Source organism: Actinopolymorpha sp. NPDC004070 (genome assembly GCF_040610475.1).
Lineage (GTDB): Bacteria > Actinomycetota > Actinomycetes > Propionibacteriales > Actinopolymorphaceae > Actinopolymorpha.
Genome location: NZ_JBEXMJ010000013.1, coordinates 18357 through 33330, shown reverse-complemented (window position 1 = coordinate 33330; position 14974 = coordinate 18357). Strand labels below are relative to the sequence as shown.

Here is a 14974-nt window from a genome sequence, read left to right as displayed (position 1 = left end):
GAATGGCGATATTGGTGAATGACAGTTTTTTGGGGTGGCTGCACTTCCTGTACTCGCCTCAAGCAGGTATGTCCGGATCGGGCTATTGCCTGTCACAAAGGCAAAGAAGAAAACGCAGATTTCCGGCCTGAATCAACTCGGTTTGGTCTTCGCAACGACCCGGGTACCAGTCTCAAGCAACCATCTGATGGCGAACCAGGCTGATACATCACCTGACTTGTGATGAACGCAGATAGCACTGGTTACACCATCTGATACGAACGGGGGAAATCAGATGGGCAAATCTACCTTTGGTAAGCCACTGCGCATCGTTGGTCTGACGGTGGCGTGCGGGCTTGCCCTGCTCTCGATGCCGGGCTCGGCCAGCGCCGCACCCGCATCGCCGACCAAGAACACAGCGGCGGTTGGCGCGGCAGCACCGAAGGCGGCCGCGCTGCCGATGTGGAAGAAGCCGAAGAACAAGTTCAACGGATGTATCGACTCCAGCCAGCAGAACAACGAAAAGTTCCTGGTCTACGTGCCGGGAACCGACAACGATCTGTGGGTCTGGAAGGAGAACCGCGGCGGCGGGAGTGTCGACCCCTGGGTGCTGTTCACCGAGACTGAGGGAGCGAATGCCATCCCGGAGGGGATCGTCTGCGCGACCATCACCGCACACGGCAACGAGGTCGCGATCACGATCGTGACGCAGAACGACACCGAGCAGCAGGTCTGGCAGACGGACTGCACCGTCAACCCGGACAACGCCAACGACCCGTTCGACCCGAACGAACGCTGCGCGGACTTCGAGGAACTCACGCCGCTACCGGAAGACACCGCCTCCGGGCCCGCGCCTGAGGCTGGGCGTGCGTCAGCGCCTGGAAACAGTGACTCCGCCACCCCGCCAGCAGTCGGCGCCCCCGCTGGGCCGAACACCGGCGACGGCGCGAGCATGAGCACTGGTCCTGGCACCGCGACCGCCGCCGGCGGCGCCTTGCTGGGACTGGCAATCACTGGTGGAGCCCTGGTGCTGCGGCGCCGGCGCCCCCACAGTGAGAGCACTGCGGCCTGACCATAGGCCTGGATGCTGTGAAACACCTTCTGTGGTTGGCCCTCCGCCCGCGACCTGCGGCGCGGAGGGCCGCCGTAACCCTGATGCTCGTGCTCATGGCGGTGAGCGGCGTCGGGCTGATCGCTTCTGACCAACTCGGCCAGGCGGCGCCACCACCGATGCCGGTAGCGACGACGCCTCCACCGGAACCAGCTGCGTCGACGCCACCACCGGAACCAGCCGCGTCAACGCCCCCACCGAAGCAGGCTGCGAAGACGTCCCAACCGAAACCGACGAACACCACGGGCGGGTCCAGCCGTAACAGGAGCGCGTCACCAACGCCTGGTCCCAGTTCGACGCAGCTGCCGACGACCAACGCGCGGCCCGTCCGAGTCGACATCGGCGCCATCGATGTCGCCGCCCCCCTCATCGGGGTAGGTAACGCCCCCGACGGCACCATCGGCATCCCGCCCGAGAACAAGCCCTATCTCGCCGCGTGGTACAAGTACAGCGCCGCCCCTGGTGAACCCGGCCGTACCGTCATAGTGGGCCATCTGGACTCCAGGTTCAGCAGCCAGTACACCGCTGTCTTCTACCGCCTCGGCGCGTTGAAGCGAGGTCAGAAGTTAACCGTGAGGCGCGCCGACGGAGTAGTCGTGGAGTACGTCGTCGACGGCGCATCGCTTCAGTCGAAGGCGAACTTTCCCGCCGGCCAGATCTACGGGAAAAGTAGGCGTTCCGAACTCCGGCTCATAACCTGCGGCGGCACGTACAGCAAGAAAACCGGCTGGTCAGGCAATGTCATTGTCTACGCTCATATGGTCTCGTGGCACTATGCGACCAGCGCGGAGCGCAGGAAGCCAATGCATCTCGACACGCCGCCGCGATGAAAGCCTGACGGTCCGGCGACCACCTCAGCCACGGCTCGCTGACCGTCGTGCCGCCCGGTGAGCCCGAGGACGGCGCCCCTGCGCCGCCCGCAGGGCGGCCGGGCGGCGCCGCGTCAGGGGCGCCTTGACACCTCCACCGGTGAATCCACCCGCGTCGCCATCCCCTGCGGGTCCACCCTCGCCTCCAGGTGCCCCACCTGCGCCGACAAGGCACGCAAGCTGCGAATCCAGCAGTGTGGGCGTACGTTCACCGGGCGGGACGGCAAGACCTGGCGACCGTCCATGGTCGTCACCCTCACGCCTGGCTTCGGATGGGGACGGCAGTGTTCGCGCGGCGATGACCTACCAACACGCGACCAGCGAGCGTGACCGGGGAGATCGCGGACCGGCTGAGCGCCCTGGTCCAGGTGCGCGCCCCGATCGAGGAGTCCGAAGACGTAGACGAGGTGCACGAGCCGCGCGAGGCCCGCTGATGGAACGCTAATGGCACGACGTGCCTTCGATCCTGGGGAGGGGTGTGCCCGTGTGGGGGCACCCGTTCTGACCTCGGGTGGTGCGGTGGAGCGGGTGACGGGAATCGAACCCGCATGACCAGCTTGGAAGGCTGGAGCTCTGCCATTGAGCTACACCCGCGTGTGCCGGCCCATGTTCCCACGACCCCGCACAGACCGGCTCGGTGACTCACCCGTCGTGGTCCGTGGACTAAACTCCGGGCGGCACCGCGCAGTAAGCGTAGTGCCAGTCCACTCCGGTGCGCTCGGGGTGGGTGGAAGATGTCTCACGTTCCGTCCGAGCCAGGCCCGGTGCACGACTGTGTGGCCGGGGCGGGCGCGACTACGGGACATGTCGGCGGGGAGTGGCGCAGCTTGGCAGCGCGTCGGCTTTGGGTGCCGAAGGCCGGGGGTTCAAATCCCCCCTCCCCGACGTACGACGTACGGCGTGCCCCCGTCGCGCTCACCGCGGCGGCCGGGCACGCCGGCCGTTGGCGTACACTGCCACGCGCGTCGGGTACGTCCGCCATCGGCCGTCCCGAGGTCCCGAGCCTGCGAGCGCCGGTTGGCGCATTCGGGCGATCCACGCCGCATCCGGAGGAGATTCACGATCGTGAAGAGCGCCGTCGAGACCTTGAGCCCCACCCGGGTTCGGCTGACCGTCGAGGTGCCCTTCGAGGAGCTCAGGACAAACCTCGACACCGCCTACCGTGAGATCGCGAAGCAGGTGACGATCCCCGGCTTCCGCAAGGGCAGGATCCCTCCGCAGATCATTGACCAGCGGGTCGGCCGGGAGTTCGTGCTGGAGCAGGCCGTCAACGACGCCCTCCCGCAGCTCTACGTGAGCGCCCTGCAGGAGAACGACGTCGAGCCGCTCGGCCAGCCCGAGGTGGACGTCACCAACTTCGCCGACGGCGCCGACCTGACCTTCACCGCCGAGGTCGACGTACGCCCCGACGTGACCCTGCCCGAGTACAAGGGTCTCGAGGTCAGCGTGGCCGACGCCGAGGTGACCGACGAGGAGGTCGAGGACCAGCTGACCTCCCTGCGGGAGCGGTTCGGTTCGCTGAGCACCGTCGAGCGGGCCGCCGAGGACGGCGACTTCCTCACCATCGACCTGGCCGCGAGCAAGGACGGCCAGCCGATCGAGGACGCCCAGGCGACCGGGCTCAGCTACAAGATCGGCAGCGGCTCGATGCTGGAGGGGCTCGACGAGGCCGTCACCGGCAAGTCGGCCGGTGAGTCGGAGACGTTCGTCAGCCAGCTCGCCTCCGGTGAGTACGCCGGCCAGGACGTCGACGTCACCGTGGTGGTCGACAGCGTGAAGGTCCAGGAGCTCCCCGAGCTGGACGACGAGTTCGCCCAGATGGCCAGCGAGTTCGACACCCTGGACGAGCTGCGCGCCGACGTGCGGGACCGGCTGATCCGGCAGAAGCGGCTCCAGCAGGCCCAGGAGGCCCGCGACAACGTGCTGGAGAAGCTCCTCGACCAGGTGGAGGTGCCCGTCCCCGAGGGCGCGGTCACCGACGAGGTCCAGGCGCGGCGCGAGGCGATCGGTCATCAACTGCAGCACATGGGCGCGACCGAGGCGCAGTACCTCCAGAGCGAGGGCCAGACCGAGGAGGAGTTCGTCGCCGACCTCGACCGCCGCTCCCGCGAGGCGCTGATGACGCAGTTCGTCCTCGACAAGGTGGCCGACACCGAGGAGCTCAACGTCAGCGAGCCCGAGCTGACGCAGGCGCTGCTCCAGCGGGCGCAGCAGGCCGGCGTGAGCCCGGACGAGTACATCCAGCAGGTCGTCCAGAACAACTACGTCCCCACGCTGGTGCGCGAGGTGCGCCGCGGCAAGGCGCTCGGCTTCCTGGTCGAGCAGGCCGTGGTGACCGACGCGTCCGGCAACCCGGTCGAGCTGAGCCGCCTGCAGGCGGACGGCACGTACGCCGAGGAAGGGGCCGAGGAGGCCGAGGGCGCGGAGTCCGCTCCGGCCGAGGAGTCCGCCGAGGCTACCCAGGCCGAGGGCGAGAAGGGCGAGGGCGAGCAGGGCGAGGGCGAGCAGGGCGAGGGCGAGAAGTCGGAGTCCTGAGGTCCCGAGTACGTCACTGTCGCCCCGGACGCCGGCCTGTTGGCCGGCACCGGGGCGACAGTCGTTTCCGGACCGTACGACGTCGTTCAGGGGCGTACGGACCCGGCTCGGAGGCGGTCAGGTGATCCGTCCGGACTCCGTGCCGACCTCCGCGGCGGGGCCCGGACCGACGGCGGCCGGGGACCGGTCGGCCTCGGCCTGCCCAGTGGTGGCCGCTGATCGGTCCCGGTCCAGCTCGTGCCACTCCGGCCGGAGCCCCGGCAGGGTCGTGGCGAGGAAGTAGATCCCGCCGAACACCAGCATCACCGGTGACAGCCCGACCAGCCCGATGAGCGCGCCACCGAGCACTCCGCCGAACGGGATGCCGGCCCAGCACACCGCGTCGGCCAGCGCGTTGACCCGGCCGAGCAGCCGTCGCGGGATGCGTTCGAGGACCACGGCGCCGATGATCGGGTTGAGGAACCCGGACCCGAACCCCGCCACCGCGTGCACGCCCAGCACCAGCCAGATCGGCGCGCCCAGCGCCAGGGCGACGAACCTCGGCGCGCCGGCGATGAAGTAGCCCAGCAGATAGACCGTCCGCCGGGGCAGCCGGTGCGCGAACGTCGCGGCGAGCAGGCTGCCGCCGACCGCGAAGGCACTCATCACCGCGGCGACCAGACCGACCGCCGCCGGACCGCGGCCGGAGTCGCGCGCCCAGACCGGCACCAGGACCGCGAACATCGCCGCGTCCAGCAGGTTCGTCACCGCGACCATGCCGATGATCGAGCGGAGCAGGCGTTCCCTGCGCAGGTAGTCGAACCCCTCGCGCAACTGGTGGACGTAGCCGTCGACCGACTCCTCCTCGTGTCCCTCCTCGGTGACGTGTCGGCGGGGTGCGGTCGTCGCGATGATCACCGCGGACAGCGCGAACGACACCGAGTCGAGCACCAGCGCGCTCAGCGGGCCGATCAGCCCGACGATCGCGCCGGCCACCGCGGGGCCGATGGTGGAGGCGAGGCGCTCGATCGTCCCGGTGAGGCCGGTGACGCGTTCGGTGGGCACCTGCGCGTCGGCCACGATGTCGGGGATCAGCACCTCCTTGGCCGAGTCGGCCGGTCCGCGCAGCGCGCCGAGGAGGGCGACCAGCGCCAGCAGTACCCCGAAGTGCAGCAGCCCGAGCGTGTGCAGCAGCGGGATCGCTCCCACTACGGCCGCACTGGCGAGGTCGCCGGTGACGTTGACCCGGCGCGGTCCGAGCCGGTCCACGAGCGGTCCGGTCAGCGCCTTGACCACGACGTACGGAGCCATCTCGCAGAACGCCACCATGCCGGTCCTGGTGGCGCTGCCGGTGGAGACCAGCACGAACCACGGCAGCGCGATGGCCGAGATCCGGGTGCCGGTGAGCGAGATCGCCTGCGAGGTGAGCAGGCCGATCAGCCCGCGCCGGGAGCGCGGCCGGGCCGTGGCCCGCGTGCCGGAAGTGTTCATGGCTGCTCCGTGGGGTCGGAGCCGGTGTCGGCGTCGGCATCGGCGTCCGAGGCGGGATCGGTGCCGCCGAGCGCGCCGGGAAGCGGGAAGAGGCCGAACTGGAAGGTCGTCGGTGCGGTGCCCTCGGGCGCCGGCGCCTCCGGGTCGGCCCGGCGGTAGGGCCGCAGCACCTCGAGGATCCGAGTGCTCAGCTGGTCGGCCTCCGCCGGGGTGAGCTGGAGCACGAAGTCGCTCATCGTGCTGACGTCCTGCCATTCCGGCGGCAGCGTGGGGCGTTCGTCCACGGCGCGCAGCAGGGTGTCTGCGTAGATCCGGGCGACGCTGCGTAGGTAGGTGTCGCCGGCCTCCGCGTCGTCGGTCGCGGCCCGCATGTCGTAGAAGGTGGACCGCTGGGCCGCGCGCCACCAGCGGTCCCGGCCGGTGCCGAGGTCGGTGGCCTCGACCACGAAACCGTGCGCGGCGAGCTGGCGCAGGTGGTAACTGGTCGCGCCGGAGTTCAGCCCCAGCCGGGCCGCGAGGCGGGTCGCGGTGGCCGGGCCCTCGGTGCGGAGCAGGCCGAGCATCTGCACCCGGACGGGGTGGGCGAGGCCGCGCAGGGACTTGGCGTCCAGGGCGCGGTCGCGCTCGGGGTCGAAGTCGGGAATCGAGGCGGCCCGGGCGCCGGCAGCCGCGGTGTCCTCGTCGCGTCCCGGCCGAGGTGAGGAGGCGGGCTCCGGTGCGGGGGAGGAGTCGGAAGGTTCGGACATGACCGACACAGTAGACCGCAAAGGAATCTTTGCAAAGACCTGTTTGCGGTTGCCGTTCGCGCAGGGCTGTTCCCCGTCCACCAACTCTGCGCCGTGAGCGAACACCGGCGGCTGCCTCGGGGTAACAGGGGGAGCGTTGGCTAGGGTCGGTGGCAGGTTCCCAGGCGTACGGACCGAGACAGGGCCCGTACGCCACCCACCACGAGTCACGAGGACGTAGGCGGAGGACGTGAACGAATACGCGCAGGAGGCGCAGGGCCAGAACGGCCAGGGCGGCCTCGATGACCACATCTACCAGCGGCTACTCAAGGAACGGATCATCTTCCTCGGTTCCGAGGTCCGTGACCAGAACGCCAACGCGATCTGCGCGCAGATGCTCGTGCTCAACGCCGAGGACCCCAACAAGGACATCTGGCTGTACATCAACAGCCCGGGCGGCTCGGTCGACTCCGGTCTGGCGATCTACGACACGATGCAGTTCATCTCCAACGACGTGTCGACCGTCGCGATGGGCCTCGCCGCGTCCATGGGGCAGTTCCTGCTCGCCGCCGGCACCAAGGGCAAGCGCTACGCGCTGCCGCACTCGCGCATCATGATGCACCAGCTGTCCGGCGGTCTCGGCGGAACGGCGTCCGACATCAAGATCCAGGCCCAGCAGAGCCTGCACCTGAAGAAGAGCCTGAACGAGCTACAGGCGCTGCACACCGGCCAGACGTTCGAGCAGATCGAGCTCGACTCCGACCGCGACCGGTGGTTCACCGCGGAGCAGGCCCGTGAGTACGGCTTCATCGACCACGTGGTGAAGTACGCCGGCGAGGTCACCTCCGTCGGACCCGTTTCCTGACCCGGCAGCTACCTGGAGGAAGAAGCACATGCCCACGATCCCACCGCCCCTCCCCACGCCGGGCCTGACGACCCCAGGGCTCGCCACTCCGGCCGAGCGGCTGCCGCGCGCGGACTACTTCATCCCGCGCTGGGAGGAGCGCACTCCCTACGGCTACCGCCAGATCGACCCCTACGCGAAGCTGTTCGAGGAGCGCGTCATCTTCCTCGGCACGCCGATCAGCGACGACATCGCCAACGCGGTGATGGCTCAGTTGCTGTGCCTTGAGTCGATGGACCCCGAGCGCGAGGTGCAGATCTACATCAACAGTCCCGGCGGCTCCATCACGGCGCTGACCGCGATCTACGACACCATGCGCTACATCACCCCCGACGTGCACACGGTGTGCCTCGGGCAGGCCGCGTCCGCGGCCGCGGTGCTGCTGGCGGCCGGCACCACGGGCAAGCGGTCCGCGCTCCCGCACAGCCGGATCGTCATCCACCAGCCCTACACCGAGGGCGGCTACGGGCAGGCCAGCGACATCGAGATCCAGGCCAACGAGATCCTGCGCATGCGCGGGATGCTCGAGCAGATGATCTCCGAAAACACCGGTCGGCCGCTGGAGGAGGTGGCCCGCGACATCGAGCGGGACAAGTACCTCAGCGCCGAGCAGGCGGTGGAGTACGGCCTCATCGACGAGGTCCTGGTCAGCCGCAAGAAGAGCCTGATCGAGGTCTAGGTCCAGGTCTCGCAACACGCCCGTGCCGACCCGCGGATCCGTACCGGCGACATGCCGGTACGCGATTGCCGCGGGTCGGCTGGCGTCGAGCGGGTATGCCCCTGCTGACCAGCGCCGTCGGCCACGCTGTGGTGATGGCCGGGGACAGTCGGGAGTTCCCGATTTCGCCAGGGGCGTACACATCGCGAGGTTGAACACGACCGTTCGCGCCGAGAACGGGGTACCGTCGTTCTCTGTACTCTCAGGTGCGCGGCTGACGGGCCCACAAGGCCGGGGCGGCGACGAGGTAGGCGACCCGCCCGGGTCCGAGGCAGGTTCGACACACGCCCGAGCATCGGGCGGAGCAACCTAAGGAGACGTTCCGGAGTGGCACGCATCGGTGACGGCGGCGACCTGCTCAAGTGCTCGTTCTGCGGGAAGAGCCAGAAGCAGGTCAAGAAGCTCATTGCAGGTCCGGGCGTCTACATCTGCGACGAGTGCATCGACCTCTGCAACGAGATCATCGAGGAGGAGCTCAGCGAGTCCTCCGAGGTTGGGCTGCAGGAGCTGCCCAAGCCCCGGGAGATCTTCGAGTTCCTCGACCAGTACGTCGTCGGCCAGGACGCGGCCAAGAAGGCGCTCTCGGTGGCGGTGTACAACCACTACAAACGCGTCCAGTCCGGGCTCTCCGCCGGCGGCCGGCACGCCAAGGACGAGCCGGTCGAGTTGGCGAAGTCCAACATTCTGCTGATCGGCCCGACCGGCTGCGGCAAGACCTACCTCGCCCAGACGCTGGCCAAGATGCTCAACGTGCCGTTCGCGATCGCCGACGCCACCGCGCTCACCGAGGCGGGCTACGTCGGCGAGGACGTCGAGAACATCCTGCTCAAACTCATCCAGGCCGCCGACTACGACGTCAAGAAGGCCGAAACGGGCATCATCTACATCGACGAGGTCGACAAGATCGCTCGCAAGAGCGAAAACCCGTCGATCACCCGTGACGTCTCCGGCGAGGGGGTTCAGCAGGCGCTGCTGAAGATCCTGGAGGGCACCACGGCGAGCGTGCCGCCGCAGGGTGGCCGCAAGCACCCCCACCAGGAGTTCATCCAGATCGACACCACCAACGTGCTCTTCATCGTCGGTGGCGCATTCGCCGGGCTGGAGCGCATCATCGAGCAGCGCGTCGGCAAGAAGGGCGTCGGCTTCGGCGCCAACGTGCGCACCCGGGAGGACCGGGAGAAGGAGCACACGTTCGCCGACGTGATGCCCGAGGACCTGCTGAAGTTCGGGCTGATCCCGGAGTTCGTCGGCCGGCTCCCGGTCATCGCGACCGTCCAGCCGCTGGACCGCCCGGCACTGATGCGCATCCTCAGCGAGCCCCGCAACGCGCTCATCAAGCAGTACCAAAAGCTCTTCGAGATCGACGGGGTCGAGCTGGAGTTCAGCGAGGACGCCGTGGAGGCGATCGCCGAGCAGGCGCTGCTGCGCGGCACCGGTGCGCGGGCGACCCGGGCGATCATCGAGGAAGTTCTGCTCAACGTGATGTACGAAGTACCCAGCAGAGACGACGTGGCCCGGGTGATCGTCACACGCGAGGTGGTACTCGACAATGTCAACCCGACGCTGGTCCCGCGCGAGCAGCCAGGTCGCAAGTCCCGCAGCGGGGAGCGCCGCGAGAAGTCGGCCTGACGGCGCGCGGCGCCCACGGGCACGCACCCTCTCGGCGCTGGTCCTCACCGCCCTCCTGATCGCCTTCACCGTCCCGCTCGCCGGTGCCGGCGCTCGTGCGTCCGCAGCGGCGAAGGCTCCGGGCAGGAGCGTCGCCCCGCCCGGCTTCAGCCCTTCCTCGACGTCGTGGACGACGCCGCGTGACGGCTGGGTGTTCGGCTACTCCGTGTGCTGGCCCTCCGGCCCCGGTCCGGGCGGGCAGTGCCCGGTCCTGCTGCACACCACCGACGGCGGCGCCCGCTGGACCCGCGTGCCGGCGCCGCCGGTCCGCAGCTCACCCAGCCACGACCAGGTGCGCGTCGTGTTCGCCCAGCGCTTCGGTGACTTCGCCCACCGCCGCTCGATCGGCCTGGTCACCAACGGCCTGGAGCTGTACGCCACCTACGACGGCGGCCGGACCTGGCGGGCCGAGCAGCTCGCCGGCGCGCGCACGCCCGTCTACGTCGGCGACATCGCCGCCACCCACCGGACGGCGTACGTCGTGCTGGCGTCCGGGTCCGGGCAGGACAAGCGCACCGAGGTCTTCCGCACCCCGATCGGGGAGCGTGCCTGGGCCGCCGTTCCGGGCATACGCCTCGCCGACAACGGCGGTGGCGTGTACGCCAGCGGGTCGCTCGCCGCCCGGGGGTCCTCGGTCGCGGTGAGCCTGGGCCAGGTGTTCTCGCCCACCCGCTACTGGACCTCCTCCGACGACGGCCGCGCCTGGACGTCGCGGAGCGCTCCGTGCCGGCAGGAGGCCAGTACCGACCTCGGGCTGTCTGGCGCGGGCGACGTTTATGCGCTGTGCAGCTTCAACCCCGGCCGCGGCCGGATGGACAAGGACGTCCGCCTGGCCGGCGAGGGCGGCACGTTCACCACGGTCGGGACGGCTCCGGCCACCGGCATCACCACCGGCTTCGCGGTGTCCCCGCACGGCACGCCGGCGGTCGGCGCGACCGGTGGCGACGAGAGCTTCGTGCACGCGAGCTTCGACGGCGGCCGCAGCTGGCAGACGACGATGGCGGTGCCCGAGCGCGGCCCGGTGTACGACCTCGCGTTCACCGACGACCTGCACGGCACGCTGGTCGCGGGCTACGCCGACCTGCACACGTCCCAGCTGTTCCGCACCGACGACGGCGGCCGCACCTGGGAGCCGTTCACCGCGGGCTGAGCCGCCGGCCGCGCCGGGGTCCCCGCAGCAGTCAGGGTCTGTCCTAACTCGTTGGTCGCAGGGCAGACCCGGCTGCGATCATGGGGCCCATGCCCAGCAGACCGTACGAGATCGTCGACGTGTTCACCGACCGGCCCTACGCCGGCAACCCGCTTGCCGTCGTCCTGGACGCCGAGGGCCTCAGCGGAGAGGCGATGCAGACGCTCGCCAAGGAGTTCAACCTCTCCGAGACCGCGTTCGTGCTCCCGCCGGAGTCCGGTGGCGACTACCGCGTGCGCATCTTCACCCCGGGCTCGGAGCTTCCGTTCGCCGGACACCCGAGCGTGGGGACCGCGGCGACGCTGGCCCGCCTCGGCCGCATCCGTTCCGGGGACGTCGTACAGGAGTGCGGAGCCGGCAACCTGCCGGTGCACGTCGACGGAGACCTGGCCACCATCACCGGTGGCGAGCCGGTGCTCGGTGCGAAGCTCGACCCGGGGCCGCTGCTGGCCGCCGCCGGACTGAGCTTCGCCGACCTGCTCGGCCCGCCCGCCCAGGGCGCGGCCGCCGGCGTCGACCACGTGTTTCTTCCCGTCGTCGACGAGGCGGTCGCCCGAGCGAGCCTGGACTCGGGTGCTGCCCGCACGCAGGGTGTGAAGAAGGTCTACCTGTTCTCCTGGGACGCCGACCGGCGGCAGGCGCACGCCCGGCTGTTCGCCCCCGAACTCGGCATCGCCGAGGACCCGGCCACGGGGTCGGCGGCGCTGGCGCTCGGGGTGTGGCTGGTGGGCAACGGCCTGGTACCCGGCGAGGGCGAGACGACCTACACCGTGGTCCAGGGCGCGGAGATGGGCCGGCCGTCCCGGCTGGACTGCGTGGTGCGCGCCCAGGCGGGACAGGCGCGCGAGACAAGGGTCACCGGGCAGGTCGCGCTGGTGGCCGCCGGCGAGATCCGGCTACCCGGCTAGGGTCCGTCCTGCGGACCATGGCCGGTTCGCGTGCCCCCGCATCCCGCCCGGCCGCGTTGTCGTCGTCGCGCGTAGAACACCGCTACGCGACTCCTCCTCCGCCTTGCCGACCGGGCGCGGATGACCCGCTCACTACTCGGCCCTGATCCGCAGGACAGACCCTAGGAGAGACGCTCAGGCGGCGACGCCCAGCGTCAACAGCAGGTTGGCGTACGTCCGCTGCTCGCCGGTGGCTACGACCAGGGCCACGTCGTCGGTCTTCGCCGCGTCGTAGAAGTCGAACCGGTCCAGGCGCTCCACCGGCGTGCCGGCGGGCAGCAGGTCCTCGAACTCCGCGAAGATCGCCGGGGTCGGCTGGTCCGGCGGCGGCTGCATCACCGCGGCCGCCTCGATCGGCGCCGCGTCCACCAGTGCGGTCAGCACGTCGGTCACCGACAGCTTGCCGGGGGACAGGTTGAGGAAGACGTGCGTGGCGTTCGGGCCCGCCGCGGTAGCGAACGGATAGTGCCCGTCGGCGATCAGCACCCGCGAGCCGTGCCCGGCCGACGCCAGCGCGGCCAGGATCTCGGGGTGGATCAGGGTGTAGCGCAGCATGGACAACCTCTTCGTCGGCTTCGGCCTCGGACTATAACGGGTGGAATCGGCCCTCAGCCGGTGCTACGGGCCAGGTGGCCGCGCGCTGTCCGCGGTCGGCCCATCGCGGGTCACACTCCGGGTCACACTCCGGGTCACACTCCGGGTCACACCGCCCGCAGGACCACCGCCGTGTGCGGGGCGAGACGAAGGTGTTCCCCGGCGGCCACCTGGTCGGTGCCCAGGCAGTCGCTGGTGTCGAGCACGACGGTGTACGCCATCGCCCACGGCGGCCCTGGCAGGGTGACGTCGACCGGGGCGTCGCCGCCGTGCAGCCAGAGCAGGAACGAGTCGTCGCGTACGGGTTCACCGCTCGGCGCGGTCCGGCCGGTGTGCTCACCGGCGAGGAACATCCCGAGGGTGTGCAGGGACGAGTCGTGCCAGGCCTCGTCGTCCATCTCCTCACCCCACGGTGCGAACCAGCCGACGTCGCGCCGTCCGCCGGCCGGGTCCAGCCGGCCGTGGAAGAAGTGCGGCCGGCGGAACACCGGATGCTCGCGGCGGATCCGCAGCAGCTCCCGCACGGTGTCGCGCAGTTGCGGCCAGGTCTGGTCCTCCGCCCAGTCCAGCCAGGAGATCTCGTTGTCCTGGCAGTACGCGTTGTTGTTGCCGTGCTGCGTACGACCGCTCTCGTCGCCGGCGAGCAGCATCGGCACACCGGTGGCCAGCAGCAGGGTGGTGAGCAGTCCTCGCACCTGGCGCAACCGCAGCTTGACGATCTCCGGGTCGTCGGTCTCGCCCTCCACCCCGAAGTTGACCGACCGGTTGTCGTTGTGCCCGTCGTCGTTGGCCTCGCCGTTGGCCTCGTTGTGCTTGTCGACGTAGGTCACCAGGTCGCGCAGGGTGAAGCCGTCGTGCGCGGTGACGTAGTTGATGGACGCGAACGGCCGCCGCCCACTGCGGCGGTAGAGGTCGCTGGACCCTGACAGCCGGGAGGCGAGGTCGCGTACGCCGTCGGCCGAACCTGCCCAGAACTCGCGTACGGCATCGCGGAAACGGTCGTTCCACTCCGACCACGGAGCCGGGAACCCCCCCACCTGGTAGCCGTCGAAGCCGAGGTCCCACGGCTCGGCGATCAGCTTGACCCGCGACAGCACCGGGTCCTGCCCGACCGCGGCGAGGAACGCCCCGAACATGTCCACGTCGCCGACCCCGCGGGTGAGGATCGGCGCGAGGTCGAACCGGAAACCGTCCACGTGCATCTCCTGCACCCAGTAGCGCAGCGAGTCCAGGACCAGCCGCACGATGTCGGGGTGGCGCAGGTTGAGGGTGTTGCCGGTGCCGCTGAGGTCGCGGTAACGACGTCCGCCGCCGGCCAGGCGGTAGTACGCGATGTTGTGGATACCGCGGAAGGAGTACGTCGGGCCGAACTCGTTCTGCTCCGCGGTGTGGTTGTAGACGACGTCCAGCACCACCTCGAGGCCCGCCTCGTGCATCGCCTTGACCATCTGCTTGAACTCCGTGACCTGCTGGCCCTCGGTGCCGCTGCTGGCGTAGCCGGCGTGCGGTGCGAAGAAGCCGAGGGTGTTGTAGCCCCAGTAGTTGCAAAGCCCCCGCCCGCGCAGCACGAACTCGCTGACGAAGTGGTGCACGGGCAGGAGTTCGACCGTGGTGACGCCGAGGTCGCGCAGGTAGCCCAGCACGGCCGGATGCGCCAGACCGGCGTAGGTGCCGCGCAGCTCCGGCGGCACCTCCGGGTGCCGCATCGTCGCCCCGCGGACGTGGAGTTCGTACAGCACCGTGTCGCTCCACGGTACGTACGGCCGCGGGTCCTCACCCCAGTCGAACGTCGGGTCCACCACGACCGAACGCGGGACGTACGGCGCGGAGTCCCGGTCGTCGCGCACCGTGTCGTCGGCATCGGCCACGTGGCCGAACACCGCCGCGTGGTCGTCGGCCTCACCGGTGATCGCCCGGGCGTAGGGGTCGACGAGCAGCTTCGCGCCGTTGAACCGGTGACCGGTGTAGGGGTCCCACGGCCCGTGCACGCGGTAGCCGTACAGCTGGCCCGGGTGCAGGCCGGGCACCCGGCCCGACCAGACCCCGAACAACTGCTCGGTGAGCGGAACCCGGCGCTCGGTGGACTTGTCGTCGAACAGGCAGACCTCGACGCGGTCGGCCATCGGCGCCCAGAGGGCGAACGTCACGCCGGATCCGTCATAGGTCGCCCCGCGCGGAGGGCCACCGTCGGGCCACCACTGGGTCTGGGATGGTGTGCTCACGCGCTCATCCTCGCCGGTCCGCCGGCGTGGCGGGCAGGGATCA

Annotated in this window: 13 protein-coding genes and 2 tRNA genes; 10 read left to right on the top strand and 5 right to left on the bottom strand. The window is 69.9% G+C overall.

Features of this window, described 5'->3' with window-relative positions:
- Positions 1 to 274 precede the first annotated feature (274 nt).
- The 3 genes from ABZV93_RS22610 (at position 275) to ABZV93_RS22600 (ending at position 2289) form a co-directional block, all read left to right on the top strand.
- Positions 275 to 1051: a hypothetical protein gene (locus ABZV93_RS22610; RefSeq protein WP_354939332.1), complete on the top strand. Its 777-nt coding sequence runs from the start codon at positions 275 to 277 to the stop codon at positions 1049 to 1051.
- Between the two features lie 83 nt (positions 1052 to 1134).
- Positions 1135 to 1920 carry a class F sortase gene (locus tag ABZV93_RS22605; protein WP_354939330.1) on the top strand — a complete coding sequence of 262 codons (786 nt, stop codon included), beginning with the start codon at positions 1135 to 1137 and terminating at the stop codon, positions 1918 to 1920.
- A gap of 57 nt (positions 1921 to 1977) precedes the next feature.
- A complete protein-coding gene (locus tag ABZV93_RS22600) occupies positions 1978 to 2289 on the top strand; it encodes a replication initiator (RefSeq protein WP_354939328.1) in 312 nt (103 codons plus the stop codon).
- 190 nt (positions 2290 to 2479) lie between these two features.
- Here ABZV93_RS22600 and ABZV93_RS22595 read toward each other — a convergent pair.
- A tRNA-Gly gene (locus ABZV93_RS22595) sits at positions 2480 to 2553 on the bottom strand.
- A gap of 217 nt (positions 2554 to 2770) precedes the next feature.
- On the opposite strand from ABZV93_RS22595, the gene ABZV93_RS22590 reads away from it, so the two are divergent.
- Together ABZV93_RS22590 and tig are read left to right on the top strand one after the other, a co-directional pair.
- Positions 2771 to 2844 (top strand) — tRNA-Pro (locus ABZV93_RS22590).
- Between the two features lie 180 nt (positions 2845 to 3024).
- Positions 3025 to 4494 carry a trigger factor gene (tig, locus tag ABZV93_RS22585; protein WP_354939326.1) on the top strand — a complete coding sequence of 490 codons (1470 nt, stop codon included), beginning with the start codon at positions 3025 to 3027 and terminating at the stop codon, positions 4492 to 4494.
- A gap of 117 nt (positions 4495 to 4611) precedes the next feature.
- Here tig and ABZV93_RS22580 read toward each other — a convergent pair whose 3' ends face one another.
- On the bottom strand, positions 4612 to 5964 hold the full coding sequence (locus ABZV93_RS22580; protein WP_354939324.1) for an MFS transporter: 1353 nt from the start codon (positions 5962 to 5964) through the stop codon (positions 4612 to 4614).
- A complete protein-coding gene (locus ABZV93_RS22575) occupies positions 5961 to 6710 on the bottom strand; it encodes a winged helix-turn-helix domain-containing protein (protein ID WP_354939323.1) in 750 nt (249 codons plus the stop codon). The genes ABZV93_RS22580 and ABZV93_RS22575 overlap by 4 nt, the downstream gene beginning before the upstream one ends.
- A 229-nt stretch (positions 6711 to 6939) precedes the next feature.
- Here ABZV93_RS22575 and ABZV93_RS22570 point away from each other — a divergent pair, with 229 nt between their 5' ends.
- From ABZV93_RS22570 to ABZV93_RS22550, 5 genes are all read left to right on the top strand, one after another.
- A complete protein-coding gene (locus tag ABZV93_RS22570) occupies positions 6940 to 7554 on the top strand; it encodes an ATP-dependent Clp protease proteolytic subunit (RefSeq protein ID WP_354939321.1) in 615 nt (204 codons plus the stop codon).
- Positions 7555 to 7582: 28 nt separating this feature from the next.
- The gene (locus ABZV93_RS22565; protein WP_354939319.1) at positions 7583 to 8272 is read left to right on the top strand and encodes an ATP-dependent Clp protease proteolytic subunit; all 690 of its coding nucleotides are present in this window, start codon (positions 7583 to 7585) and stop codon (positions 8270 to 8272) included.
- Positions 8273 to 8638: 366 nt separating this feature from the next.
- Positions 8639 to 9940: an ATP-dependent Clp protease ATP-binding subunit ClpX gene (gene clpX, locus ABZV93_RS22560; protein ID WP_092656288.1), complete on the top strand. Its 1302-nt coding sequence runs from the start codon at positions 8639 to 8641 to the stop codon at positions 9938 to 9940.
- Complete coding sequence (locus tag ABZV93_RS22555; RefSeq protein WP_354939653.1) at positions 9861 to 11129, top strand: hypothetical protein; 1269 nt, start codon at positions 9861 to 9863, stop codon at positions 11127 to 11129. Before clpX ends, ABZV93_RS22555 begins: the two co-directional genes overlap by 80 nt.
- An 89-nt stretch (positions 11130 to 11218) precedes the next feature.
- Complete coding sequence (locus ABZV93_RS22550) at positions 11219 to 12076, top strand: PhzF family phenazine biosynthesis protein (protein ID WP_354939317.1); 858 nt, start codon at positions 11219 to 11221, stop codon at positions 12074 to 12076.
- Between the two features lie 174 nt (positions 12077 to 12250).
- On the opposite strand, the gene ABZV93_RS22545 is transcribed toward ABZV93_RS22550, so the two are convergent.
- On the bottom strand, positions 12251 to 12670 hold the full coding sequence (locus ABZV93_RS22545) for an RbsD/FucU family protein (RefSeq protein ID WP_354939315.1): 420 nt from the start codon (positions 12668 to 12670) through the stop codon (positions 12251 to 12253).
- Positions 12671 to 12816: 146 nt separating this feature from the next.
- Positions 12817 to 14931, bottom strand: coding sequence for a glycogen debranching protein GlgX (gene glgX, locus ABZV93_RS22540; protein ID WP_354939313.1), 2115 nt, complete (start codon positions 14929 to 14931; stop codon positions 12817 to 12819).
- Between the last annotated feature and the right edge of the window lie 43 nt (positions 14932 to 14974).

Excerpts from the sequence above, each read along its gene's own strand:
- ABZV93_RS22545 (WP_354939315.1), bottom strand. The coding sequence starts at position 12,670 with ATGCTGCGCTACACCCTGATCCACCCCGAGATCCTGGCCGCGCTGGCG.
- ABZV93_RS22555 (WP_354939653.1), top strand. The coding sequence starts at position 9,861 with ATGTCAACCCGACGCTGGTCCCGCGCGAGCAGCCAGGTCGCAAGTCCC.
- ABZV93_RS22605 (WP_354939330.1), top strand. The coding sequence starts at position 1,135 with ATGCTCGTGCTCATGGCGGTGAGCGGCGTCGGGCTGATCGCTTCTGAC.
- ABZV93_RS22580 (WP_354939324.1), bottom strand. The coding sequence starts at position 5,964 with ATGAACACTTCCGGCACGCGGGCCACGGCCCGGCCGCGCTCCCGGCGC.
- ABZV93_RS22610 (WP_354939332.1), top strand. The coding sequence starts at position 275 with ATGGGCAAATCTACCTTTGGTAAGCCACTGCGCATCGTTGGTCTGACG.
- ABZV93_RS22565 (WP_354939319.1), top strand. The coding sequence starts at position 7,583 with ATGCCCACGATCCCACCGCCCCTCCCCACGCCGGGCCTGACGACCCCA.
- ABZV93_RS22550 (WP_354939317.1), top strand. The coding sequence starts at position 11,219 with ATGCCCAGCAGACCGTACGAGATCGTCGACGTGTTCACCGACCGGCCC.
- ABZV93_RS22575 (WP_354939323.1), bottom strand. The coding sequence starts at position 6,710 with ATGTCCGAACCTTCCGACTCCTCCCCCGCACCGGAGCCCGCCTCCTCA.